The following is a 24,318-nucleotide window of genomic DNA, read 5'->3' as shown; positions in this document are numbered from 1 at the left end:
CTCGAAGGATGGCTCGCAGCTTCTCCTCCCTCGGCCGGCAACTCGGCAGCATCGCCCGGGAGCAGACGCCCCGGCTGGTGCGCCAGGTTCCCAAGCTGGCGGACGGGATCGAGCGCTCGGGAAACCTCGTCACCGCGGCGCTGAACAGCCTGACCCGCCGGCCCGACCAGCTGCCCGGACGGCCGGTGACCTCCACCACAGTGCCGACGGCCGAACGCGCCCGGCAGCTCGTCTACGCGCCCAGCCTGGACGGTCGGGCCGATCCCGGCGAGATCGTCTGGACCTGGGTGACCTACGAGGAGGATCCGAGTCAGGGTAAGGACCGACCGGTGCTGGTGGTCGGCCGCGACGGCGATACCCTGCTCGGCCTGATGCTCTCGGCCAATCCGGCCCGGGCGACCGACCGCCGCTGGATCGGCATCGGCCGCGGCACGTGGGACCAGGACGGCCGGCCCAGTTGGGTCCGGCTGGACCGGGTGCTCGATGTGCCGGAGGCGGGTATCCGACGCGAGGGGGCGATCCTGGAGCGGAAGCGATTCGACCTGGTAGCGCATCGACTGGTGGCCGAGTACCGCTGGCGCTGACCGGCCGGTCGGCGCGAACCCGGTCCGGGCTACGCAAGCCGGGTAACCTCCACGACGACATCGAGATCGGTCGAACTGCCACCGGTGAAGATCCCCTTCAACGGTGGGACGTCGGCGTAGTCCCGCCCGACCCCCACCGACACGTGCTGCTCGGTGATCTCGGTGGCGTTGGTCGGGTCGTACGCCCACCAATTGCCCGTCCACGCCTCCACCCAGGCATGGCTCTGACCGTCGACCGGCCGACCGATCCGGGCCTGCGGCTCGGGGTGCAGGTAGCCGGATACATAGCGACTGGGAATTCCCATGCTGCGCAACAACAACAACGTCAGATGGGCATAATCCTGACAGACGCCCTCACGTTCGGCGAAGGCCTGCAGCGCCGAGGTGTGCACCGACGTAGTGCCCGGCAGGTACTCCATCTCGGAATGCACCCACTCCGCCGCGCGGACCACGGCACGGTCCGGCGTGACCCCGCGCGCCAGCTGTCGCGCCACGGTCGCCAGCTTGCGCTCCCGCGGCACGTAGGCGGTCGGGGTCAACAGCTCGTCGAACCGGTCCAACAAATGTTCGTCGCGCAGTTCGGCCCAGGACAGCACGTCGGTCGGGCCGGCGAACGCCTCGGTCTCGACCACCGACGAGCTGGTCACCTCCAGCTCGGTATGCGGCGCGTGCAGATCGAACGCGGTCACCGCGGTGCCCCAGTAGTCGGTGTACCGGTATGCGCGAGTGGCCGGAACGGTCTCGACCCGGCTCAGCACCACGTTCTGTCGGTGATCCGCGCGCGGGGTCAGCCGCGCCTCGTTGAACGACTGGGTGACCGGGGCGTCGTAGGCATATCCGGTCGCGTGGACGACACGCATTCGCCAGGTCATCGACTCATTCCTCACCCTCGACGACGTCGGCCGGCGCGGCGGCATCGGTCCAGGCCACCCACGGCGAAGCGTGGAAATACTGCAATGCGATCGCCTCGCCGACCTCTCGGCAGATCAGCTGCAGGGCCAGTAGCCGGTCCTGCAGGTCCTCCAACAACGCGCCCGGCGGCAGGAACTCCAGCTCGCTGCGAGCGCGGCCGAGCAATCGCTGCGCCTCGGCCCGGGCCCCGACGCGACTGTCCGGACGCTGGTCCAGCTCCTGCAGACATGTCTCGGCGAGCCGGACCGAATGGAACACCGACCGCGGAAAGAGCCGGTCGAGCAGGATGAACTCGGCGACCAGGTGGGCGTCCATCGCGCCGCGATAGGTGCGCAGGTAGGTGTCGTGACCGCCGGCCGATCGCAGCAAGGTCACCCAGGCCGGCGACGACATCCGATCCCCGGCCCGCGACAGCAACAGTCGGACGGTCATGTCGACGCGTTCCAACGAGCGGCCCAACAGCAGGAATCGGTAACCGTCGTCGCGCGACAGCGTCGAGTCGGACAGCCCGGCGAACATCGCCGCCCGCTCCTTGATGAATCGGAAGAACTCGTGCGGGCCGAGCCGACGAGCCGCCCGCTCCCGATCCGGCAGACCGTTGAAGGTTGCGTTCAGGCATTCCCACATCTCGCCGGAGGTGACCTCCCGGGCGCCGCGGGCGTTCTCCCGCGCTGCGCTGATCGCCGCCACGATGGAGGCATCGTTGTCCCGGCCGAAAGCAACCAGGTCGGTGACCGACCACACGTCCAGGGCACCGGACGGCGGGTCTATCCCGAGCACTCGCAGCAGTACTCGGGAGGTTCGATCCGGATCGACGGTAGCGTCCTCGAGCAGGTGATGCACAGCGACGTCCAGGATCCGGGCGGTGTCGTCGGCTCGCTCGACGTAGCGGCCGATCCAGTACAACGATTCGGCATTACGGGCTAGCACGATGCCACACCCGAGTCGCCACGAGCCGATTGCTGCTGCTGTTGCTGCTGCTGGTGGGCCTGCAAGGCAGTGAGCTCCCGGCCGACCTCCGGACGATCACCCTTCGGCGGCTCGCTGACCAGTTCCTCACCGGCGAGTTCCCGGGCTCCGACCGACGCCCGGGTGGCGAGCACCCAGGTATCCTTGCTGCCCCCACCCTGGCTCGAATTGACCACGAGCGAACCCTCGGGCAGGGCGACCCGGGTCAGCCCGCCGGGCAACACCCACACGTCGTCGCCGTCGTTGACCGCGAACGGCCGCAGATCCACGTGCCGCGGCGCCAACTGAGCGCCGATCTTGGTCGGCACCGTGGACAGCTGCACCACCGGCTGGGCGATCCACCCGCGGGGATCGGCCTTGATCTTGCGGCGCGTCGCGTCCAGCTCACGGGGAGTCGCATCCGGCCCGAAGACGATCCCGTACCCGCCCGAGCCTTCGACCGGCTTGATCACCAGCTCTTCGATGCGATCCAGCACCTGGATACGTTCGTCGTCCAACCAGCAACGCAACGTGTCCACGTTGGGCAGCATCGCCTTCTCACCCAGGTAGTACTCGATGATGGTGGGCACGTAGGTGTAGACCAGTTTGTCGTCCCCCACGCCGTTACCGACCGCGCTGGAGATCACCACGTTGCCGGCCCGTGCCGCATTCAGCACCCCCGCCACGCCGAGCACCGAATCCGGTCGGAAGTGCATCGGGTCGAGGTACTCGTCGTCGAGCCGACGGTAGATCACATCCACCTGGCGCTCGCCCTCGGTGGTCCGCATGTACACCACGTTGTCCCGGCAGAACAGGTCCCGGCCCTCGACCAGCTCGACACCCATCTGCCGCGCCAGCAGCGAATGCTCGAAGTACGCCGAGTTGTACACCCCCGGAGTGAGCACCACCACCGTCGGGTCGGCCTCGTTCGGCGCGGCCGACGCGCGCAGCGCCCGCAACAGATGGGTGGCGTAGTCACCGACGGCACGGACCCGGTTCGAGGTGAACAGATCCGGGAAGACCCGCGCCATCGTGCTGCGGTTCTCCATCACGTAGGAGACGCCCGACGGCGAGCGCAGGTTGTCCTCCAACACCCGGAACACGCCGTTCTCGTCGCGAACCAGATCGATCCCGGCAACGTGGATTCGGACCCCGTTCGGCGGTGCGAGACCGGCGGCTTCACGGTGAAAATGCTCACACGAGGTAACCAGCCGTTTGGGGATGACGCCGTCCCGAAGAATGTGTTGCTCGTCGTATATGTCGGCGAGGAACAACTCCAACGCCCGAACCCGCTGCTTGATCCCGCGCTCCAGCTTGGCCCACTCGGCGGCCGCGATCACCCGGGGCACCAGATCCAGCGGAAACGGCCGCTCTTTGCCGGACAGCGAGAAGGTGATCCCCTGGTCGATGAATGCGCGGCCCAGCGCCTCCGAACGAGCGGCGAGATCCTCCACCGCGATCGGCGACAAGGCGTCGTATATGCCCCGATACGGAGTGCGAACCTTGCCGTCGGCATCGAACATCTCGTCGAATGCGTCGACGTAGGGGCCGGACTCGTACTGATCGAATACCCGCGCGTCGGCGCGGTGGCCTGCGGGAGGCCTCGCCGCGCGCCGGGTCGACCGAGAAACGATTGAGCGGGTCATAAAGAAATCCTGCTACACCAGGGCTGTCCGCGCCGACCGGGACGCGATCGTTTCGCACCGCGGCCCGCGCCCCGGGCCGTGTTTTGGGGGCCGAGGTGAGCGACTGGTATCCTCGACGGTCGGTGAACGCCGCGCCGGGGGACCGACGGTGTCCCGAGAGTTCTCGAACAAACCCGACCAGCCCGAGCCCAGGAACAGGACGAGCAACGCGTGGCCAATATCAAGTCTCAGATCAAGCGGATTCGCACCAACGAGGAGCGCCGCAAGCGCAATCAGTCGGTCAAGTCGGCGCTGCGTACGTCGATCCGTTCGTTCCGCGAAGCCGCCGATGCCGGCGACAAGACCAAGGCCGGCGAGTTGCTCCTGGTGGCGAGTCGGAAGCTGGACAAGGCGGCCAGCAAGGGTGTGATCCACAAGAACCAGGCCGCGAACAAGAAGTCGGCGCTGGCACTCGCCCTGAACAAGCTCTGAGTTCGCCCAGCGCCGAGCCGTCGTAGACGACTGCGGTTACGACACGCCGCCGCTGACCGCACGGTGCAGCGGCGCGCTCAACCGCGAATCGCCAGCACTCGCTGCACCGCGTTCTCGACCGCGTAGTCGGCGTCCACCGCCTGGCCTTTGACGTCGGCGTTGAGTTCGGCCACGATCGCCAACGCCGCACCGATCGACTGCGGCGTCCACCGCCGAGCTTGCGCCTGCGCTCGCTTCACCTTCCACGGCGGCATCCCCAAGCTCGATGCCAGTCCGAACGGATCGCCGCGACCGGCGGAGCCGACCCGCGCGATTGTCAGCACCCCATCTGCCAGGGCGTCGGCGAGCAAGACCGGCGGAACCCCGCGTAAGGTTGCCCAGCGCAGTGCCTCCATCGCCCGCTCCCGCTCGCCGGCCAACACCAGATCGGCGACCTCGAAACCGGATACCTCGGCGCGGCCGGAGTAGTACCGGCGCACCGCGGCGACGTCGATCCGGCCACCGGTATCGGCGACCAGTTGCGAGCACGCTGCCGCCAGTTCCCGCAGGTCGGAGCCGATAGCGTCGAGCACCGCCTGGACGACGTCCACCGAGACTCGCACCCCGGCTGCGCGGAACTCGGCGCGGACGAAATCCGCCCGCTCCGCTGCTTTGGTCACCCGTCGACAGTCGTGCTCTTCGGCGCCGGCCTTGCGGACGACACCTGCCAGCGCCTTTGCCCGACCACCCCCGGAATGCTGGATCACCAGCACTGCACCGTCCGGCGGGGCGGCGACCGCATCCTGCAGCACCGCGACCGCGTCCTTGCCCGCGTCCCCGGCGGCCTCGAAGACCACGACCCGATCTTCGGCGAACAGCGACGGGCTGACCAGCTCGACCAGCTCGGTCGCCGTGATATCGCCCGCTCGCACCCGGTCCACCGGCAACGCGGCCGGATCGGCCGACACCGCCCGCACCGCAGCCACGATGCCGGCGACCGATCGCTCGACCAGGAGTTCTTCGTCGCCGAGAACCAGATGCACCGGGGCCGGACGTGTGCTCACTCCCCGATCCTACGAGTCGCAGCCGGTAGCGCCGAGTCGCCACCGGCCCGCCGGGTGACCACGGTCGGCACGTCCCCACCGACGACCGCGATGTCACCGCCGCGGTCGGTTCGCCGGACCACGGCACCCAACCGGGTGAGTTCTTCGACCACGGTCGAGTCCGGATGACCGAACTGGTTGTCCGCGCCGACGCTGATCAGCGCAACCCGCGGCCGCACCGCCGCGAAGAACTCGGACGAGCTGGTCCTCGAGCCGTGGTGCGGCACCTTCAGCACATCGGCGCGCAACGGTGCTGCAGACCGGAGCAGTGCCTGCTGGGCGGCCTGCTCGGCGTCGCCGGCGAGCAGAATCCGCCCGGCGGTGGTACCCACACCGAGCACCACCGACCGATCGTTGGCTGCGGCATCGGCGTCCGCGCTGTCGCGGGGGGCCGGCAGCAGCGGGCCGAGGACCTGCAGCCGGATCGAACCGACGGTGAACGTACGCCCGACCGGCAGCTCGACCAACCGCACCTGTTGCCCCGTAACCGTCGCTCGTACCGAGCGCAGCGCCGACGCCGGGGCCGGCGCCGGCGAAACGGCAACCGCGCCCACCGATCGACCGCGGAGCACCCCGGCGAGGCCGCCGATGTGGTCGGCATGCAGGTGAGTCAAGATCACCAGCGCGATTCGATGGACGCCGAGCCGATCCAGACAGGCCCGGATCGGTCCGGGTTCGGGACCGGCGTCGACGACGACGGCGCCGGCATCGCCCGCCGCCAGCACGACGCCGTCCCCCTGGCCGACGTCACAGGCGATCAGCGCCCAACCGGGCGGTGGCCAGTACGGATTCCCGCACTGCACCGGCAGCAACACCGACGCGGCACCGATCAGCCCGGCGGTCAGGCTCCGGCGCACCGAACGCCACCGGCACAGATACAAGCCGACCAGGACCACGACGCCCGCGGCAACGGCGCCGCCCGGCGGCGTCAGCGCGCTCGCAGGTACCGCCGCAACACGATCGGCCACCTCCAGCAACCACCAGAGCATCGGACCGGTGAATCGCGCGAGGAATACCCCCGCTGGTAACCACACCGCGGACAGCGCGGCGGCCGCGGCCCCGATCACGGTGACCGGTGCCACCACCGGCGCGACGAGCAGGTTGGCGAGTATCGACAACGGGTTCACCGTGCCGGCCAACCCGACCACTACCGGCGTGGTCACCACGAACGCCGCACCCGCAATACCGGTCGCCTCGGCGAGCCCGCGCGGCCACCCGGCCTCGACGAGCCGACGCGCCCACCCCGGCGCCAGCACGATCAGACCCGCCGTGGCCAGTACCGACAGCGCAAAACCGGCGTCGACCGCGAGCGCCGGCTGGATCGCCAGCAGCGCGATCACCGCTGTCGCCAACGCCGGCAATGCCTGGCGCCGCCGGCCGGTGACCAACGCGAGCAGCCCGACCGCGCCCATCAGCGCGGCCCGCAACACGCTCGGCGACGGCCGCGCCAACACGACGAAGGCGATCAGAGCCAGCGCCGCGATCGCCGCACCGGCGCGCGGACCGAGAGTCGCCAGCCGGACCAGTAACAACACGGCGCCGACCAAGATCGAGACATTGGCCCCGCTGACCGCGGTAAGGTGCGATAGCCCGGCAGCGACGAAGGCCGCGCGCACCTCGGCCGGAATCCGGCTGGTGTCCCCGATTACCAAGCCGGGGAGCAGCGCAGCTCGATCGCCCGGAACCGCCTGCTGCGCAGCCGCCGCGAAATCCGCCCGGACCGACCCGGCCGCACGCTGCCACCACGGCGGCTCCCCGACAAGCTGGACGGGGTCGTCGACACCGATCGTCGCGACGGTGAGATCCGGGCGGCGCGGCTGGAGCAAGGTACCGCGGACCTCCGCCTGCTGACCCGGCAACAGTTCGACCCACTCCCGGGCCGGCGCCAGCACGGTGACCGCACCCGGCGCTCGCATCACCTCGCCGCCCTGCGCAACGCTGACCAGCCGGGCTCGGACCAGCACCCGCGGACTGCCGAATCCGGCGCCCGGGAGCAGTCGCGGATCGTCGGTGAGCACGATGCTCACGCGCACCACTTCGCCGGCTCGGCCGGCCAGCGGGTGGTGCTGCACCGCGTACGCGTGGCACCCGATCGCCACCGCGAAACCCGCGCCGAGCAACGCAGCAGCCACTACCGGGACGCAGCGGGCCCGGCCCGGTCGCAGCGCCGCGGCCGCGACGACGAGCAACACCAGTGCGGCCCCGCCGGCCGCGCGCCAGCCCCACTGGATACCGATCACCGTCACCGCCCACGCCAGCCCGGCCGCCGGGCACAGTCGCAGGTCGAGTTGTCGATCGACGCCGGTCGAGCCGGCCGAGCCGGCCGAGCCGGTCGAGCCGGTCGAGCCGGTCACAGTGTGACCAGCTCGCGTAACTTGGCCAGCCGAGCCGGCCCGATTCCGTCGACTTCACCGAGTTGCTCGACGTCGGTGAACCGGCCGTGCCGATCCCGCCAGGTGATGATCGCCTGAGCGGTGACCGGCCCGACTCCGGGTAAGGCATCCAGCTCCTGCTCGTCGGCCCGGTTCAGGCTTACCCGGCCGGCTCCGGTCGGGGCGACCGAACTCGCCCCCATCGGCCCGCCGACCGAACCGGACCCTGTCGGCCCGCCGACCGAACTCGATCCCGTCGGCCCGCCGACCACAATCTGTTGGCCGTCGTCCACCCGCTGCGCCAGATTGACCCCCGTCGTATCGGCCCCGGGAATCGGGCCACCGGCCGCGGCCAGCGCGTCCGCCACCCGCGCTCCGGGCGGTAGCCGAACCAGCCCGGCGCGCTGGACCTGACCGACGACACTCACCACCAGCTCGGCCGGCGTCGGCGACGTAGTCACCGGTGCGGTCGAACCGACCGCGCCGTCGTCGAGCACATCTGTCGGCACCGCGGGGAGCGGCGGAAGCGGCGCTGCCACCGGCCGATCGCGCCACACCACGATCATCGCAAGACCGGCGGCGAGCAGCCCGATCACGACGAGCACCGCAGCGCCGCGCCGGCCAGGGTGGATCCTGGCCGACCGCAACCGCTCCGGGATCCACCGAGCCGGCGATCCAGGATCCGGCGCCGGGTGTGGTTCGTCCGGTCGGTCCCGCTCGGCCGGTTCACCGGCGAGTACTCCCAGCCGGTGCCGCACCCGCTCGTATCCGTCGCGCTCGCCCATGTCCGGGACGCTAAACCCGCGACCGGTCGCGCCCACCGCTCCGGCCGAACCGTGGGGGCCGAGCTGTGGACGAATCAGCCCATGTGGACAACCCCGGCGCCACCCGGCACCACCACGGCGCCGAGCGCGCCGGAACCGAGGTGCACCCCGAGAGTGGGGCCGAATTCGGTCACCACGAACTCGTCGAGCAACGGCACCCGCTCCTGCAAAGCCCGACCGAGCTCGGCGGCCCGCTCCGGCGCGTCCAAGTGCTGCACCGCGACTGCTGCGCCGCCCGTGCCGGCCAGCCGAGTCGCGGTATCCGACAGCTTGGCCAGCACCTTCGACGCGGTCCGGGCCTTCTCTTTCAGCACCAGTCGGCCGTCGACCAGCTGCAGCAGCGGCCGACTCACCAGTCCGGTACCGAATATCGTCGCGGCGGTACTTATCCGACCGCCGCGGCGAAGTTGCTCGAGCCGATCGACCACCAACAGACATCGCGCCCGTTCGGCCACCCGAACCGCGGCCGCGGTCACCTCCTCGACCGTCCCGCCGCCGTGCGCAACCCGCGCAGCGGCAAGCGCGCCGAACCCGGTTCCCATCCCGGCACTGGCCGAATCCACCACTCGTACCGGTCCGGCAGTCGCCGCAGCCGCCGTTCGTGCAGCGTCGAAGGTACCGGACAGGTACCGCGAAAGATGCACCGCAACAACCCCGTCGGCGCCGTGCGCGGCCTGCTCGTAAGCGGCCTGCAGCTCACCCGGCGACGCCGCGGACGTGGTCACCGAGCGATGCGCCAGGTCCGCGGGCATGTCGTCGACGCCTTCCCGCAGCTCGCGAGCGCCGACCCGGACATGCAGCGGAACCACCTTGATACCCAGCGCCGCGACCAACTCCGTCGGCAGGCCGGTGGACGAATCGGTGACGACGGCCACAGCCAATTCAGATCTCCCGTAGCCGGGCACCGACCGCGGCTGCCACCGCGGCGTGCCCGGCCCAACCCCAGTGGATTCCGTCCGGATTGCCGGCACCGCTGCGGATATGCTCCCCGACCGCCGCACCGAGGTCGACCAGGGGGACGCCGGAGCGCGCCGACCACGCGGTCATCGCGCGGACAGTCGGCGCCCGACCGGTGTGCACTCGCGCGTACTCGTCGCAGATGTGGACCGCCGGCAGCGACGCGATCATCGGCAGCTCCGGCCGGAGATAGGCCAACGCGGCGCGCGACTTCTCCAGATACGCCGCGGACAGCCGCGGCGGCAGCGCGACCGGCCACCCCACCCGGGACAGCCGCGGCTGTACCCAGCCGTAGGCCGAACGCACAGCACGCCGCACCGACGGTGGCCGCAGATAGCGGATCTGCTCGCGCAGCGCGGTCGGCAGCGGGGACGGCAGCGAATCCATTCCGCCGACGGCGAACACCACGGCCGCGGCGCGAGGCACCGCCGACCACACCCGCGGGTCCTGGGTAAGCGCCCAGTACGCGTCCCGACAGGTCCAGCCGATCCGGCCGATCAGCTCGACATCCCAACCGAACTCCGCGCCGACCAAGTTGGGCCAGATCTGCGGGTGGTCGGCGGGCAACCCACCGGCCGGACCGTAATAGGCAAGCGAATCGGCCAGGACCAACAGCACCGGGCGGGTGTCACCCGACATCGGTGGCCACCCGGGCCGAGGCATTCCACACGTCCAGCCGCCAGCGCGGCCTCGCCTCGTCGACGATCTGGCTCAGTTGCACCCAACTCGCATTGGCCAGCCCCCCCAGCGCCGGCCAGTTGTCCAGTGGCAGCCCGAGCAGCGCGGTGGTCAGTGCGCTGATCGCACCACCGTGCGATACCAGCACGATCACCCGGCCGGGCCAGTCCGGCCGCTGCACCAGGAGATCCGCGACCACCGGCAGCATCCGATCAGCCACCTCGACTCGGCACTCCCCACCCGGCGGAGCAATGCGCGGATCGGCTCGCCACGCGGTGCGGGCCCCCGGATAGTCGCGATCCACCTGGCGGTGATCGAGTCCTTGCCAGTCGCCGAGGTCGGTTTCGCGCAGCCGCGGATCCAACTCGACCGAGACTCCGGTGGACACCGCGAGCTCAGCCGCCGTGTCGACCGCACGACGCAGATCGGACGACACGATCGCCAGTGGCTCCAGCGACGCCAGCAATCGCGCGGCCTCCTTGGCCTGGGTCCGGCCCAGATCGGTGAGATCGGTGTCGGACTGTCCTTGCATCCGGTCGGCTGCATTCCACTCGGTCTGCCCGTGCCGTAACAGCACCAGCTGACGTCGGCGATCAGCCACGTGCGGGTCCGTCCACCGGGGCCACCGGGATCACCGGGCAATCTTTCCAGAGTCGTTCCAAGGCGTAGAAGTTGCGTTCGTCCTGATGCTGTACGTGCACGACGACGTCGACGAAGTCCAGCAACGCCCAACGACCCTCCCGCGCACCCTCCCGGCGAACCGGCTTGTGGCCGGCCCGGAGCAACTGATCCTCGACGTTGTCGACGATGGCGTTGACCTGTCGTTCGTTCGGCGCCGAGGCGATCACGAAGCAGTCGGTGATCACCAATTGCTCGGACACGTCCAGAATCACGACGTCGTTGGCCAACTTCGCGTCGGCCGCCGCCGCCGCGATCCGGGCGAGCTCGATCGCCTCCGCCGAAGCACTCACACGTCACCTTTCGTCCGCTCGACGACCGGCGCCGAGACTGCCGGATCCCCTGGCCGGCCGGCATCGTCGTAGCCGGCGTAGAGCCGGCGCTTGGAGATGTACTGCACGACCCCATCCGGCACGAGGTACCACACCGGCCGGTGCTCCGCGGCGCGCCGCCGGCATTCGGTCGAGGAGATGGCCAATGCCGGAACCTCGATCAGCGTCACCGCCCGATCCGGGTAATCCCGCAGGTACTCCTCCAGATGCCGGATGCCGAGCTCGTAGCCGGGTCGCGAGACGCCGACGAACTTCGCGAGATCGAACAACTCCGGCCAATCCTGCCAAGACAAGATACTGGCCAGCGCGTCGGCCCCGGTGATGAAGTACAACTGGGCGGTGGGATGCTGACTGCCCAATTCTCGCAGTGTATCCACGGTGTAGGTCGGCCCGTCCCGATCGATGTCGGCCCGACTCACCGAAAATCGGGGGTTCGATGCGGTCGCGATCACCGTCATCAGGTAGCGATCTTCGGCGGAGCTGACATGCCGGCCGTCCTTTTGCCAGGGCCGGCCGGTCGGCACGAAGATCACCTCGTCGAGGCCGAATCGGTGGGCCACTTCGCTGGCCGCGACCAGGTGGCCGTGATGGATCGGGTCGAACGTCCCGCCCATCACGCCGAGCCGAGGTCCGGCTGCATTCGGTCGCGTCACGACTGAGCAGCTTACGGCGCGGCACCGACCCGAGCGCCCGGACGGCCGCAGCGGAGCCGGTCAGCCGATGGACACCCAGGTCGGGCCGGATCGGTCCGGATAGCGTTCCAGGTCGTAGGCGGCCACCCCCGCGCGCCGGCTTGCCTTGACCGCGTACATTGCCCGATCGGCATACCGAACGAGGTTGTCCCGGGTCAGCCCCGCTGCCGAGGTGGCGATTCCGATACTCGCCGAGACCGCCAACCGGGACCCGTCCCGAAGCACGAACGGGGCAGCAAGTTGAGCCCGCATCCGGTCGGCCAGGACCAGCGCATCCGCCCGATCGACCGGGGCCACCACCACGAACTCGTCCCCGCCGTACCGGCCGAGCGTGTCGCTTCGGCGCAACGACGCACGCAGTCGCGCACCCACCTCGACCAGCAGGTCGTCACCGGCCTCGTGTCCGTACCGATCGTTGACCGCCTTGAAGTCGTCCAGATCGATGAACAGCACGCTCACCGTTGCCGGCTGCGCGGAGAGCGAGCGCAGCAGCGCAGACCGATTCGGCAGACCGGTGAGCGCGTCGTGGTCAGCCAGGTGCTGTGCCCGGATCTCGCGCTGCCGGCTCCGCTCGCTCCGGGCCAACAGGGTCAGCAGCAACAGTGCGAGCAATCCGGCGATGACCCAGCGGTCGAACCCGTCGGCGGACAGCCGGACCGGCGGCACCGCGGCGGCGACGATCAGCACCACCCCGATCACGATCGCACGATGTCGGGATCGTTCGAGATAGTCCACGTGTGCGCCGATCTTGACCATGGTCGGGTGTAGGGCGGCCACACCGAACAGACCGAGTCCGATGAAGAACGGCACCAGCGCGTACCGATCACCCAGCCGGGTCAGTCCGGCGGTGTCCAAGGAGACCGCCAGATCACAGAGAATCACCATGCCTACGCCGGTTTCCACCATGGTCAGGGCGATCCCCTGCGGTTCCCGGGTGAGCATCCAATGCATCAACACCGCGACCAGCACCGTGTCCAGCATCGGATAGACGGCCATCACCACTTCGTTCGGCCCGACCTGGGCGGCGTTCGCGAGAACCGGCCAGCTCAGCATTGTCCAGGACGCCAGCAGACCGCAGACCGCGACCAGTGCGATATCCAGAAAGTGGTCGGCGGTCCACCCGCAGCGGTGTGGTCGGACAAAACCGATCAGACTGCCGAACAGAGCGGCGTACGCGCTGGCAGTGAGGATGTCCGGCACCGGACTGTCCTGCAATTCGAAGAGCTGGGTCTGCCCCCGGGCGAGATAGCCGGCCAGGCACAGCAGCAGCGCGGCGATGCTGAACATCCAGCCGACGCGGGCCTTCGGCCGGTAGTGCACCATCCCGAAGATCACCGAAGCCACACTGACCCCGATGACCGAAATCGTCGCCGCCGTGGTCACCCCGCGCGACTGGGCGCACAGATGCACGACAAGCGCGACTACCGTGACTACAGCAGGCACGGCAACGACCCATGCCGGCAGTGGCCGCGCACGCATCGTCATGTTCACCCTCATCGATCCCGTGCCACCAATTCCGACCGAACCCGGCCGCTTCGCCGACGACTACTTCGATCCGAGCCCCCTGACGCACTACGCGCGAGCCAGCTAATTGGCAACATTTCCGCAACCGCATACGTCGGCTGCGGTTCTTTACTTTACCCGGAATCGCGCGATTGCCCCCCAAAGTGGGGGCATCCGACACGCCGATCACTCAGTTATGCCCCGGACCAGCCGAATCGATGAGAAAACCGACCCAACCGTATGTTCCGATTTTTGTCGACGCGCGGTCCGTAATTTACCTATTAACGGTCATATTTCTGCGCGTATAAGCATTATTCCGGTACCGCCCGTCCGGGCATTTCGGCCTGGTCGGCCGATCAGCGTTCTATCAGCCAACTTTTCCGGGACGGAGTGACCAATAAGTCACACCGGCAGCAGATTTCCGACGATCGTGGTCAGTTGAGCCGCGGTCCGGCACTCGTGCATCGCGATGACGTCGCGGTACCGCAATGCCGCCGAGTCACCCGAGCCCCACAGCCGCTGCGGCTCCGGATTCAGCCAGTGCGCCTGCTTCACCCGCTGCACCACCGCGGCGAGGATGTCGAGCCGGGGATCGCGATAGTTCGTCCGAGCGTCGCCGAGGATCAACAGCGACGACCGCGCCGTCGCGGCATCAGGCCAGTCCCGCTCGAAGACGTCGAGCGCATTGCCGTAGTCAGAATGCCCGTCGTAGCGGATCAGCGCGGCGTCCGCGAACATCCGCGCCATTGCGCCCGCGAGGTCGGCACCGGGGTCGAAATATCGGGTTACCTCGTCGGTGGTGTCGACGAAGGCGAAGATCCGCACCCGGGTGAACTGTTCGCGCAGAGCACTCACCAGCAGCATCGTGAACTGGGAGAACCCCGCGACCGAGCCCGATACGTCGCACAACACCACCAGGTCGGGCCGGCCGATCGGCGGCTTGCGCCGGACCAGGTCGATCGGCACGCCACCGGTGGACATCGAGGCGCGCAACGTGCGACGTAAGTCGATCTCGCCGGCCCGGGCCCGACGTCGGCGCACCGCCAACCGACTGGCCAGCAGCCGTGCGAGGGCTGGCACGGTCCGCCGTAACCGGGCCATCTCCACCTCGGTTGCCCGGAGGAAATCGACCTCGTCCGGCCGCTTGGGCACCCCGTAGCCGGCGACCCGCTCGCGACCCTGTCGCTCGGCCGAACGGCGCCGGGTTTCGGCCTGCACCTGGTCGCGGAAGTTCGCGATGCGCTGCCGGGCAAGCCGCCGATCGACCTCGTCGCCGAGATCGTTCGGATCCGGCTCGTCGTCGCCCGAACCCCGGCGGCCCCCGATCATCGCCGCCATCACCCGGGTGACCAGCGAGTCGAGCTGCACCTCGCGCAGCGCTTGATACGCCGAAAACGACGGACCGTTCGCCGACTCGTACCGGCCGAGCTGGTCGACCAGCTGCGCGGCCAGCGCCTGTTGCTCCGCCGCATCGACACCGAGCAACTCGGCGATCAGTCCGCGCAATGCCGGGATGTCGACCGTCCCGTCCACCCGCCGCGGCAGGGTCGGATCGGCCGACTCGGCGGTACGGGCTCCGATTCCGAGCGGAAACCAGAGGTCGAACAGCCCGTCGAAGGTCGGGCGATCGGCCGGCCGGCGCAGCAGCGCGCAGGCCAACCCGGCTCGCACCGACTCCCGGTCCAGCAGGTCCAGCACCGCCAGCACGTGCCCGGCGTCGACCGTCTCCGACGGACCGACCGGAATACCCCGATCCCGGAGCGCTTCGACGAAGCCGACCAGGTGCTCCGGCAGGCCGGCAGACGGCAGCGGTGTCACTGCAATTTCAGCTCGGCCAACGCTCGCTCCTGATCGGAGCGGTACTTGAGCACCACGCCCAGGGTGGACTCGACAGCATCACGATCCACCCGATCCAGGCCGAGGGCGAGTAGCGTGCGGGCCCAGTCGATGGTTTCCGCCACCGAAGGCAGCTTCTTCAGCTGCATGCCGCGAAGCACCGCAACCACCCGGGTGAGCTGCGCGGCAATCGCATCCGGCAACTCGGGTACCCGAGCGGCCAGGATCTGCCGCTCCACGGCCTCGTCCGGAAAGTCGATGTGCAGGAACAGGCAGCGCCGCTTCAACGCCTCCGACAGCTCCCGGGTCGCATTGGAGGTGAGCAGGACGAACGGCCGCCGGGTCGCCACAATCGTGCCGAGCTCGGGCACGGTGACCGTGAAATCGGACAGCACCTCCAGCAACAGGCCTTCGATCTCGGCGTCGGCCTTGTCCGTCTCGTCGATCAGCAACACGGTCGGGTCGGGCCGCCGGATCGCCGTCAGCAACGGTCGCGAGAGCAGAAAGTCCTCGGCGAAGACGTCCTGCTCGGTCTCGGCCCAGGTATCCGCCGTACCGTTGCGCGCGTTCCCGGTGCCGGCCTGAATTCGGAGAATCTGCTTGGCGTGATTCCATTCGTACAGCGCCCGCGCCTCGTCGATCCCCTCGTAGCACTGCAACCGGATCAGCTCCGCCCCGGTCGCCTGCGCTACCGCCCGGGCCAGCTCGGTTTTGCCCACTCCGGCCGGGCCCTCGACCAACAGCGGCTTGCCGAGCCGGTCGGCCAGGAACACCGCGGTCGCGGTGCCGGTGTCGGCGATGTATCCGGTGCCGGCCAGCCGGGCACGCACGTCGTCCACCGAGTCGAACGCAGGAATGCGTTCTGGGGCGCGCCTCACGCCGGCCGGACCTGTCCGTCGCCCCACACGATCCATTTCGTCGAGGTGAGCTCCGGCAGCCCCATCGGGCCGCGAGCATGCAGCTTCTGGGTCGAGATGCCGATCTCGGCGCCGAACCCGAACTGCTCGCCGTCGGTGAATGCGGTCGAGGCGTTCACCATCACCGCGGCGGCGTCCACCCGTGCGGTGAACTCACGCGCCGCCGCCAGATCGGCGGTGACGATCGCTTCGGTATGCCCGGTTCCCCAGTGGTCGATGTGCTCGATCGCCTGGTCGATGCCGTCCACCACCTTCAACGCGATGTCGAGCGACAGATACTCCTCGGCCCAGTCGGCATCGGTCGCCGCGACCAGACCGGGTAGATCGCCGTGCACGGTCACCCCCTGGTCACCCAGCACAGCGAGCAGGCGCGGCACGGCGACCTCGGCGATCGCCCGATCGACAAGCACCGTCTCCGCGGTGTTGCACACGCTCGGGCGGCGGGTCTTGGAGTTGATCAGAATCGCCTCGGCCATGTCGAGATCGGCGGCGGAGTGCACGTAGACGTGACAGTTGCCGGTCCCGGTCTCGATCGTCGGCACCTGCGCGTCACGGACGACGGCGGCAATCAGTCCGGCCCCGCCCCGCGGGATCACCACGTCGACCAGACCGCGGGCCTGGATCAGATGAGTGACGCCGGCGCGGTCGGCACTGGGCAACAACTGCACCGCGTCGGCCGGCGCGCCCTGCTCGGCCAACGCCTGGCGAAGCACGTCGACCAGCGCGGCATTGGACCGCGCAGCCGAGGACGATCCGCGCAGCAGCACGGCGTTGCCGGACTTGAGTGCCAGCCCGAATGCGTCGACGGTCACGTTGGGGCGGGCCTCGTAGACGATGCCGACCACCCCGAGCGGTACCCGGACCTGGCGCAGTTCCAGGCCGTTCGGCAGAGTCGAGCCGCGCAGGACATCGCCGATCGGATCGGGCAACCCGGCCACCTGGCGGAGCCCGCCGGCGATCCCGTCGATCCGGGCGTCGGTGAGCCGCAGCCGGTCCAGCAGCGAGTCCTCGGTGCCCGCCGCAGCGGCGGCCGTCACGTCCTCGGCGTTCGCCGCCAGCACCGTGGGAGCGGCCGCGAGCACCGCCTCCGCGGCGGCATGCAACACAGCATCCTTCTCCGCCGTGGTCATCCGGGCCAGTGTCCGAGCCGCCACTCGGGCCCGGCGTGCGGCAGCGTGCACCAGCTCACGCAGATCCGGCTGCACCGTGGTCGTCATGGCGTCCAGGGTATCGGCCGCCGCGGCGCCGCTACCGCGATCGGTTGCGGTAGCCGTCGGCCAGTCGGTTGCCGAGCCGGGCTCCGGCGGCCCGGGCGCGCCGTCCGGTTCCCGAGTCGAGCGCGCGGCGCGCGGCATCGGCACTTACCACCACAGATTGCCTGGCGACGGGAGCGGCACCGTCCCGGACCAGTGCCAGTGACCGTCGGTGCAGATCGGCTCGCTCGACCGCGGTGCCGCTGAGCCGATCGGTCAGCGACCGATGGGCCGGTCCACAAGCGAGCATCGCGTCGATCAGCAATACCGCGACGGCGATCACCCACAGCGTCGCGCCGAGCACGAACCGACCGCTGACCAGCGCCAACCAGGCTGCGACGTATACGCCGATGTCGAGCACGGCGCTCGTCAGCGCCCGCCGCACCGCGCGACTGCGGCCCAGCCCGGCCGAGACCGCGTCGCGAACCCGGAGATCCAGCACGAGGTGTCCGAGCGTGCGATCCCGCCAGAGCAGCGCGGTCAGATGGTAGGCCAGGACCACGACGACGAGTGCGACAAAACCCTGGACGACGATCTGCCGAACGTCGTCGAGCGCCTGCAGACCGACCACCCGCCCGGTCTCGATCACCTCGCCTTCCCACCCGAGCGCCCCCCGGACCCCGAGTTCCGCATACTCCGGCCAGGTGGTGATCAGCTCGGTGATCCGCCAATGGGATATCGCCACGATCACTGCGGCCACGCCGAGGGCCAGCCCGATATCGATCGATCGGGCGGCGACCCGCCGGAACCCGACCGGTTCGGCGGTCCGCACCGCCATTGCGCCCGTCATCAGCTCACCAAATCGGCCAGGAAACCGAACAGAACCGGCACGACGAGGACCACCGCAAGGACGATGAACGGAAGCGGATTGGCAAAGAACAGCCATACGACTGCCGCGGCCAGTACGAGCATGACCGCGAGCAGCTTCAACGACCAGCGGAACCAGCCGCGGCGGGACTGGTCCTCGGGGCCGAACCGATCGGCGATCTCGATCAGCATTTCGAGAAAACCCACGATGGAAGTGAACCGCCCCCGCCTGGGCGGGCAATAAGCCGAACGGATTAATTCAGCAGGTACAGCGAGGCTGTCGGTACCGCGGGGCAGGATGGGCCGGGTGACCGCCCTCCCCCACCCCGCCGACGAACTGCGCGGCGCCGCCGACGCCCTGCTGCGCGACCTGGCTGGCCCGGACGCGGTGCTGCGCCCCGACCAGTGGACCGCGATCGAAGCGCTGGTCCGGCATCGGCGCCGCGCTCTGGTGGTGCAGCGCACCGGCTGGGGCAAGTCCGCGGTCTACTTCATCGCGGCCAAGCTGCTGCGCAACGCCGGCGGCGGACCGGCGGTCATCATCTCGCCGCTGCTCGCCCTGATGCGTAACCAGGTCGCGGCGGCCGAGCGAGCGGGCGTCGTAGCGGCAACGATCAACTCCGGTAACATGACCGAGTGGGACGAGATCCACGAGCAGGTCCGCGCCGGAACGGTCGACGTGTTGCTGGTCAGTCCGGAACGGCTGAACAATCCCGATTTCCGGGATCAAGTCCTCCCTGCGTTAGCCGCCGACGCCGGCCTGGTGGTGATCGACGAAGCTCACTGTATTTCCGACTGGGGGCACGACTTCCGGCCGGACTACCGACGGATCCGCACGCTGATCGCCGACCTGGGTGACGACGTGCCGGTTCTGGCTACCACGGCGACCGCGAACGATCGGGTCGTCTCCGATGTGGCGGCCCAGATCGGAGTGAACAACGAAACGCTGATGCTGCGCGGCTCGCTGGACCGGGAGTCGCTGCACCTCGACGTCGTCCGGATCGACGACGCCGTGGTGCGGGCGACCTGGCTCGCGACGCATCTCGCCGAACTTCCCGGCTCCGGAATCATCTACACGCTCACCGTATCCGCGGCCCAGGATCTCGCCGAACTGTTAGCCGCACACGGTCATCGGGTCGCCGCCTACACCGGGCAGACCGACAGCGCCGAACGTGCGGCGTTGGAGCAGGCTCTGCTCGCCGACGAGGTCAAAGCGCTGGTGGCGACCTCGGCATTGGGCATGGGGTTCGACAAGCCGAACCTCGGCTTCGTCGTACACCTCGGCGCACCATCCTCGCCGATCGCCTACTACCAGCAGGTCGGCCGCGCCGGCCGGGCCACCGACCGAGCCGAGGTGATCTTGCTGCCCGGGCCGGAGGACCAGCGCATCTGGAGTTGGTTCGCGTCGGTGGCGTTCCCCCGAGAACACCTGGTGCGCAGTGTTATCGCAGCGCTGGATACCGAACGTCCGCGCTCCACCGCGGCACTCGAGCCGGCCGTCGAGCTGAACCGGACCCGATTGGAGACGGTGCTCAAGGTGCTCGATGTCGACGGCGCGGTGCGTCGGGTGCGCGGCGGCTGGCTGTCGACCGGGCGAGACTGGACCTACGACGCCGACCGGTACCGCCGGCTGGACGACGCGCGGGGGCGCGAACAGCAGGCGATGCTGGACTACCAGAACACGACCGGTTGCCGGATGGTGTTCCTGCGCAGCCAACTCGACGATCCGGCGCTGGACCGGAACTATCGGTGTGGCCGCTGCGACAACTGCGCCGGCCGGCGCCGCCCGGTAGATGTCGACACCGCCGATCTCACCGCCACCCGCGCCCGCCTGGCGCGACCAGGCGTCCCACTCCCGCCCCGCAAGCTCTGGCCGACCGGAATGGACCGCCTCGGCGTGGCGCTGGCAGGCCGGATCACCACCGGTCCCGAAGCCGGCCGCGCGCTCGGCCGGCTGGCAGATCTCGGCTGGGGCCCGCGTCTGCGTGCGCTGCTCGACGGTCCGGATCTCACAGCGCCGGAACCGGTGGTGCGGGGATGCGTCGCGGTACTGCGGGATTGGGACTGGGCGCAGCGACCGACCGCGGTGCTCACGCTGGAGTCGGCGACCCACCCACAGCTGATGCAGAGCCTGGCCGCGCACCTTGCCGAACTCGGTCGGCTGACCGACCTGGGCACGCTGCCCCGCCGCCCCGGCCATCCTCCGGTGTCGGCTGCCAACTCGGCCTACCGGGTGGCCGGCCTGGTCGGCAGCTGGGACCTGCCGGACCTGAGCGAGCACACCGGCCCGCTCCTGCTGCTCACCGACCGTACCGATACCGGCTGGACCTACACCGTTGCCGCGCACGAATTGCGCACCGTCGGTGTGGACGCCGTGCTCCCGTTTGCGCTGACGATACCCAAATAGTTAGCGGGAGGACATAAAGACCATCCGGTCGGTATTATCTATTCGGGTTACCGGCTCGATCGACGGAAGGGGAGCGATTTCAGATGAGCTGGTCGTTCACCCTGGACGAGTTCGCACACGTCTGGCTGGAAACCGGAGCCGTCGAGTACCCGTATCCGATCCGAGTGGTCGAGTCTGCACGCACCGAGCCCGAGACCGTGCGGCTGCACGAAGCAATCGCACAACGCCTACCGACCGGCGCGGACCAGGCGTTGACCGGCGCGCTCGAGTTGATCGCACGGCCGGATGCGCGCCTCGTCGCGATCGGCGGGCGAACCGACGACGAGGCCGCCCGGATCCGCATCCACGGCGCGCTGGCCGCCGATCGGGCGGCCCTGCTGGTCCAACAGCCGGGGATCGCCGCCGAGTTCGGCGGAATCATCCGGCTCCACAGCTGCCCGGCCGATCGGTTGGCGGCACGAGCGGTCGCCATCCTGCCCCCGGCCGCGCGTGGCCGCGCCGGCCGGTCGGTCGAGCCCGGAGCTGCCCTCGCCGGCGAGAGTCCCCTCGGTGCCGGATCCACCCGCGCACCGTCGACCAGTCGACAAGCCCGACGGGTATTGTCCGCGCCCCGAACTGCGGAGGGGCACATCCGAATCGAGACCGGTCTGCGTACGACTCAGCCGGATCCACCGCAATACCTGTCGTGGGTGGATGTCGTGCGGGACGGCCGGTATCTGATCCGCACCGATGGCGCAGTCCGGATCGCGCCGGTATCCAGCGAGAACATCGCCGATTACCTACAGCAAGCGCTCACCGGGCGGCGCTGAGACCGACGAGGTCGTCGGCATGCACGACCGCACGGCGCAGCCCCTCGGGCAGGTCACCGGTGGAGCGGCCGAGCATGTCGGCCAGTTCTGCGCTGTCGTATTCGACGATTCCGCGGGCGACCACAACCTCGTCCGGCCCGACCAGGTCCACCACGTCGCCACCGTTGAAATCGCCACGCACCGCGGTTATCCCGGCGGCCAGCAGGGACCGGCGGCGGCGAGCGATGGCGGCTACCGCACCGGCATCGAGCACCAGTGCGCCGCGGCTGTCCGCGGCGTGCCGAACCCAGAATCGCCGCGCGCTCATCCGTTCCGACCCGGCCGCGAACGCAGTACCGACCTGCGCCGCACCGAGTGCCTGATCGGCGGCCTGGGCCGCGGCGAGCAGCACCGGAACCCCGGCAGCCGCCGCGAGCCGGGCCGCAGACAGCTTCGAGATCATCCCCCCGGTGCCGAGCACACCACCGGCACCGACGGTGATCGAGCTCAGATCGGCATCTACCGCCACCTCGCGGATCCGCTGCGCGTCGCCGCGCCGCGGATCGCCGTCGTACAGTCCGTCGACGTCGGACAACAAAACCAGTGCGTCGGCACCGACCAGGTGCGATACCAGCGCGGCCAACCGGTCGTTGTCGCCGAACCGGATCTCCTCGGTAGCGACCGTGTCGTTCTCGTTGACCACCGCCACCGCGCCCAGCGCGCGGAGCCGGTCGAGCGTGCGCTGCGCGTTGCGGTGGTGCTCCCGGCGGGCGAAGTCGTCGGCAGACAACAACACCTGGCCGACGACCCGGCCGTACCGCGCGAACGACGTCCCCCAGGCGTGCGCCAGAGCAAGCTGCCCGACGCTTGCGGCGGCCTGTTTTGTGGCCAGATCGCGTGGACGTTGGCTGAGCCCGAGCGGCGCCAGCCCGGCGCCGATCGCCCCGGACGAGACCACCACCACGTCGGAACCGGCCCGCATCCGGGTTTCCAACGCATCGGCGAGCCGATCCAGCCGGTCGGTATCGAGTCCCCCGGTCAGGCTGGTCAACGCCGCCGAACCGATCTTCACGACGATACTGCGGGCGGACGCCACGGCCGTTCGGGTCGCGGAGTTCGCTGAGCTCACGCGGATTCGTCTCCCGGGGAGTCGTCCCGGCCCGGGTCCGGCGGATCGGACTCGACCAAACCACGCCGCACCCGGCTGGCGTGCTTCCGTTCGGCGGCAGTGATCCGCTCCGACTGGTCGATCCGGGCGTCGGTACCTCGACCGGTGCGAACTACATCGACCCCCGCCGGGGTCTGTGGCTCCCAATCGAAGGTGACCTCACCGATGGTCACCGCACAGCCGGGTTCGGCGCCGAGCCGCACCAGTGCGTCCTCCACCCCGAGCCGAGCGAGCCGGTCGGCCAGGTAGCCCACAGCCTCGTCGTTGTCGAACTGGGTCTGCCGAACCCAGCGTTCCGGACGGACGCCGCGCACGATGTAGCCACCTGCGACGTCCGGGTCGGCGACGATGCGGAAACTGCTCGCCTCAGCCGGAACCGGACGGATCACCGGACGTCGTCGGGCTGGTTCGGGACGGGATAGCCGGTACTCCCGAACCAACGCTGCGAGCGCGAAGGTCAGTGCCCGCAATCCCGCGTGGCTGGCCGCCGACACCTCGAAAACCGGCAGGCCGCGAGCGCGGAGATCGGCCGCAACCAGGTCGGCCAACTCGGCGGCGGCCGGAACGTCGATCTTGTTCAAGATGACGACGCGCGGCCGGTCGGCAAGATCGCCGAGCCCCGCATCGGCGTCGAGCGCCGGGTGGTAGGCCGCCAACTCTGCCTCCAGCGCATCCACGTCGGACAGCGGGTCCCGACCCGGCTCCAGGGTTGCGCAATCCACCACGTGCGCCAGAACCGCACAGCGCTCCAGATGGCGCAGGAAGTCCAACCCCAGACCCCGACCCTGCGCCGCGCCCGGGATCAGGCCGGGTACATCGGCAATCGTGAACGTCTCGTCACCCGCCGACACCACGCCGAGGTTAGGGGCCAAGGTAGTGAACGGATAGTCGGCGATCTTCGGCTTGGCCGCCGACAATGCGGAGACCAGCGACGACTTGCCCGCCGACGGGAATCCCACCAGTCCGACGTCGGCGACGGACTTGAGCTCCAGCACGAGGTCGCGCTCTTCGCCGGGCTCACCGAGCAGGGCAAAGCCGGGTGCCTTGCGCGCGCGCGAGGCCAACGCCGCGTTCCCGAGCCCGCCCCGCCCGCCGGCCGCGGCCTCGAAACGTGTCCCCGGACCGACCAGGTCGGCCAGTATCCGCCCGCCGTGATTGAGCACGACCGTACCGTTCGGCACCATCAACACCAGGTCGGAGCCGTTGGCGCCATCCCGATTGCTTCCCATCCCCTGCTTGCCGTTACCGGCTTTCGCGCGTGGATGGTAGTGAAAATCGAGCAACGTGTGTACGCCGGGATCGACTTGAAGCACGATCGCGCCGCCGTTACCGCCGTTGCCGCCGTCCGGCCCGCCGAGCGGCTTGAACTTCTCCCGGTGCACCGAAGCACAACCGTTTCCACCCTTGCCGGCGGTGACGTGCAGCACCACCCGGTCGATGAAGCGCGACATGGTCGAGCTACC

At 69.5% G+C, this 24,318-nt stretch carries 24 protein-coding genes; 5 read left to right on the top strand and 19 right to left on the bottom strand.

What is annotated here, in order from left to right:
• Nucleotides 1-8: 8 nt before the first annotated feature.
• The gene (locus tag KV203_RS06060; protein WP_066469056.1) at nucleotides 9-584 is read left to right on the top strand and encodes a type II toxin-antitoxin system PemK/MazF family toxin; all 576 of its coding nucleotides are present in this window, start codon (nucleotides 9-11) and stop codon (nucleotides 582-584) included.
• A 29-nt stretch (nucleotides 585-613) separates the two neighbouring features.
• Here the strand turns inward: KV203_RS06060 and KV203_RS06055 are convergent, their stop codons facing one another.
• Genes KV203_RS06055 through KV203_RS06045 form a run of 3 tightly spaced genes read right to left on the bottom strand, consistent with a single transcriptional unit; the run spans nucleotide 614 to nucleotide 3,967 of the window.
• Nucleotides 614-1,456: a transglutaminase family protein gene (locus tag KV203_RS06055; RefSeq protein WP_174522032.1), complete on the bottom strand. Its 843-nt coding sequence runs from the start codon at nucleotides 1,454-1,456 to the stop codon at nucleotides 614-616.
• 4 nt (nucleotides 1,457-1,460) lie between these two features.
• Nucleotides 1,461-2,426, bottom strand: a complete 966-nt coding sequence (locus tag KV203_RS06050) for an alpha-E domain-containing protein (RefSeq protein WP_066469059.1) — start codon at nucleotides 2,424-2,426, stop codon at nucleotides 1,461-1,463.
• Nucleotides 2,420-3,967, bottom strand: coding sequence for a circularly permuted type 2 ATP-grasp protein (locus KV203_RS06045; protein ID WP_246600925.1), 1,548 nt, complete (start codon nucleotides 3,965-3,967; stop codon nucleotides 2,420-2,422). Before KV203_RS06045 ends, KV203_RS06050 begins: the two co-directional genes overlap by 7 nt.
• Before the next feature lie 333 nt (nucleotides 3,968-4,300).
• On the opposite strand from KV203_RS06045, the gene rpsT reads away from it, so the two are divergent.
• Complete coding sequence (gene rpsT, locus KV203_RS06040) at nucleotides 4,301-4,561, top strand: 30S ribosomal protein S20 (RefSeq protein ID WP_066469063.1); 261 nt, start codon at nucleotides 4,301-4,303, stop codon at nucleotides 4,559-4,561.
• Nucleotides 4,562-4,638: 77 nt separating this feature from the next.
• On the opposite strand, the gene holA is transcribed toward rpsT, so the two are convergent.
• From holA to KV203_RS05995, 9 genes are all read right to left on the bottom strand, one after another.
• Nucleotides 4,639-5,604: a DNA polymerase III subunit delta gene (gene holA / locus KV203_RS06035; protein ID WP_066469065.1), complete on the bottom strand. Its 966-nt coding sequence runs from the start codon at nucleotides 5,602-5,604 to the stop codon at nucleotides 4,639-4,641.
• On the bottom strand, nucleotides 5,601-7,997 hold the full coding sequence (locus KV203_RS06030) for a DNA internalization-related competence protein ComEC/Rec2 (protein WP_083529944.1): 2,397 nt from the start codon (nucleotides 7,995-7,997) through the stop codon (nucleotides 5,601-5,603). Before KV203_RS06030 ends, holA begins: the two co-directional genes overlap by 4 nt.
• Nucleotides 7,994-8,800 (bottom strand): ComEA family DNA-binding protein, encoded by an 807-nt coding sequence (locus KV203_RS06025; protein WP_066469066.1) that lies wholly within the window; start codon nucleotides 8,798-8,800, stop codon nucleotides 7,994-7,996. Before KV203_RS06025 ends, KV203_RS06030 begins: the two co-directional genes overlap by 4 nt.
• Before the next feature lie 74 nt (nucleotides 8,801-8,874).
• Nucleotides 8,875-9,720 (bottom strand): DegV family protein, encoded by an 846-nt coding sequence (locus KV203_RS06020; protein WP_066469067.1) that lies wholly within the window; start codon nucleotides 9,718-9,720, stop codon nucleotides 8,875-8,877.
• 1 nt (nucleotide 9,721) lies between these two features.
• Nucleotides 9,722-10,435 (bottom strand): diglucosylglycerate octanoyltransferase, encoded by a 714-nt coding sequence (octT, locus tag KV203_RS06015; protein WP_066469070.1) that lies wholly within the window; start codon nucleotides 10,433-10,435, stop codon nucleotides 9,722-9,724.
• Nucleotides 10,425-11,075 (bottom strand): histidine phosphatase family protein, encoded by a 651-nt coding sequence (locus KV203_RS06010; protein WP_066469072.1) that lies wholly within the window; start codon nucleotides 11,073-11,075, stop codon nucleotides 10,425-10,427. Before KV203_RS06010 ends, octT begins: the two co-directional genes overlap by 11 nt.
• Complete coding sequence (gene rsfS, locus KV203_RS06005; RefSeq protein ID WP_066469074.1) at nucleotides 11,068-11,445, bottom strand: ribosome silencing factor; 378 nt, start codon at nucleotides 11,443-11,445, stop codon at nucleotides 11,068-11,070. The genes KV203_RS06010 and rsfS overlap by 8 nt, the downstream gene beginning before the upstream one ends.
• Nucleotides 11,442-12,098 carry a nicotinate-nucleotide adenylyltransferase gene (nadD, locus tag KV203_RS06000; RefSeq protein WP_066469076.1) on the bottom strand — a complete coding sequence of 219 codons (657 nt, stop codon included), beginning with the start codon at nucleotides 12,096-12,098 and terminating at the stop codon, nucleotides 11,442-11,444. The genes rsfS and nadD overlap by 4 nt, the downstream gene beginning before the upstream one ends.
• Before the next feature lie 99 nt (nucleotides 12,099-12,197).
• Nucleotides 12,198-13,511, bottom strand: a complete 1,314-nt coding sequence (locus KV203_RS05995; RefSeq protein WP_157079756.1) for a GGDEF domain-containing protein — start codon at nucleotides 13,509-13,511, stop codon at nucleotides 12,198-12,200.
• A 19-nt stretch (nucleotides 13,512-13,530) separates the two neighbouring features.
• Here KV203_RS05995 and KV203_RS05990 point away from each other — a divergent pair, with 19 nt between their 5' ends.
• Nucleotides 13,531-13,767, top strand: coding sequence for a hypothetical protein (locus tag KV203_RS05990; RefSeq protein WP_157079757.1), 237 nt, complete (start codon nucleotides 13,531-13,533; stop codon nucleotides 13,765-13,767).
• Between the two features lie 314 nt (nucleotides 13,768-14,081).
• On the opposite strand, the gene KV203_RS05985 is transcribed toward KV203_RS05990, so the two are convergent.
• The 5 genes from KV203_RS05985 to KV203_RS05965 are packed head-to-tail and all read right to left on the bottom strand — an operon-like array spanning nucleotide 14,082 to nucleotide 18,684.
• Complete coding sequence (locus KV203_RS05985) at nucleotides 14,082-15,497, bottom strand: vWA domain-containing protein (RefSeq protein WP_246600629.1); 1,416 nt, start codon at nucleotides 15,495-15,497, stop codon at nucleotides 14,082-14,084.
• Nucleotides 15,494-16,393, bottom strand: coding sequence for an AAA family ATPase (locus tag KV203_RS05980; protein WP_246600617.1), 900 nt, complete (start codon nucleotides 16,391-16,393; stop codon nucleotides 15,494-15,496). Before KV203_RS05980 ends, KV203_RS05985 begins: the two co-directional genes overlap by 4 nt.
• Entirely contained in the window at nucleotides 16,390-17,649 is a 1,260-nt protein-coding gene (locus KV203_RS05975) for a glutamate-5-semialdehyde dehydrogenase (RefSeq protein ID WP_066469227.1), read from the bottom strand. Before KV203_RS05975 ends, KV203_RS05980 begins: the two co-directional genes overlap by 4 nt.
• A 31-nt stretch (nucleotides 17,650-17,680) precedes the next feature.
• The gene (locus tag KV203_RS05970) at nucleotides 17,681-18,475 is read right to left on the bottom strand and encodes an RDD family protein (RefSeq protein WP_169797488.1); all 795 of its coding nucleotides are present in this window, start codon (nucleotides 18,473-18,475) and stop codon (nucleotides 17,681-17,683) included.
• Nucleotides 18,475-18,684, bottom strand: coding sequence for a hypothetical protein (locus KV203_RS05965; protein WP_066469089.1), 210 nt, complete (start codon nucleotides 18,682-18,684; stop codon nucleotides 18,475-18,477). The genes KV203_RS05970 and KV203_RS05965 overlap by 1 nt, the downstream gene beginning before the upstream one ends.
• A 106-nt stretch (nucleotides 18,685-18,790) precedes the next feature.
• Here KV203_RS05965 and KV203_RS05960 point away from each other — a divergent pair, with 106 nt between their 5' ends.
• Nucleotides 18,791-20,899 (top strand): RecQ family ATP-dependent DNA helicase, encoded by a 2,109-nt coding sequence (locus tag KV203_RS05960; protein ID WP_066469091.1) that lies wholly within the window; start codon nucleotides 18,791-18,793, stop codon nucleotides 20,897-20,899.
• An 83-nt stretch (nucleotides 20,900-20,982) separates the two neighbouring features.
• On the top strand, nucleotides 20,983-21,708 hold the full coding sequence (locus KV203_RS05955) for an ESX secretion-associated protein EspG (RefSeq protein WP_066469095.1): 726 nt from the start codon (nucleotides 20,983-20,985) through the stop codon (nucleotides 21,706-21,708).
• Here KV203_RS05955 and proB read toward each other — a convergent pair.
• Together proB and obgE are read right to left on the bottom strand one after the other, a co-directional pair.
• Complete coding sequence (gene proB / locus KV203_RS05950; RefSeq protein WP_066469097.1) at nucleotides 21,692-22,816, bottom strand: glutamate 5-kinase; 1,125 nt, start codon at nucleotides 22,814-22,816, stop codon at nucleotides 21,692-21,694. The two genes, KV203_RS05955 and proB, sit on opposite strands and share 17 nt — an antisense overlap.
• Nucleotides 22,813-24,306, bottom strand: coding sequence for a GTPase ObgE (gene obgE / locus KV203_RS05945; protein WP_066469099.1), 1,494 nt, complete (start codon nucleotides 24,304-24,306; stop codon nucleotides 22,813-22,815). Before obgE ends, proB begins: the two co-directional genes overlap by 4 nt.
• Between the last annotated feature and the right edge of the window lie 12 nt (nucleotides 24,307-24,318).

It is taken from the genome of Skermania piniformis (assembly GCF_019285775.1).
GTDB classification, from domain to species: Bacteria; Actinomycetota; Actinomycetes; order Mycobacteriales; family Mycobacteriaceae; genus Skermania; species Skermania pinensis.
Note: the sequence above shows the minus strand (reverse complement) of the source record. Positions and strands in the feature narration are given on the sequence as shown.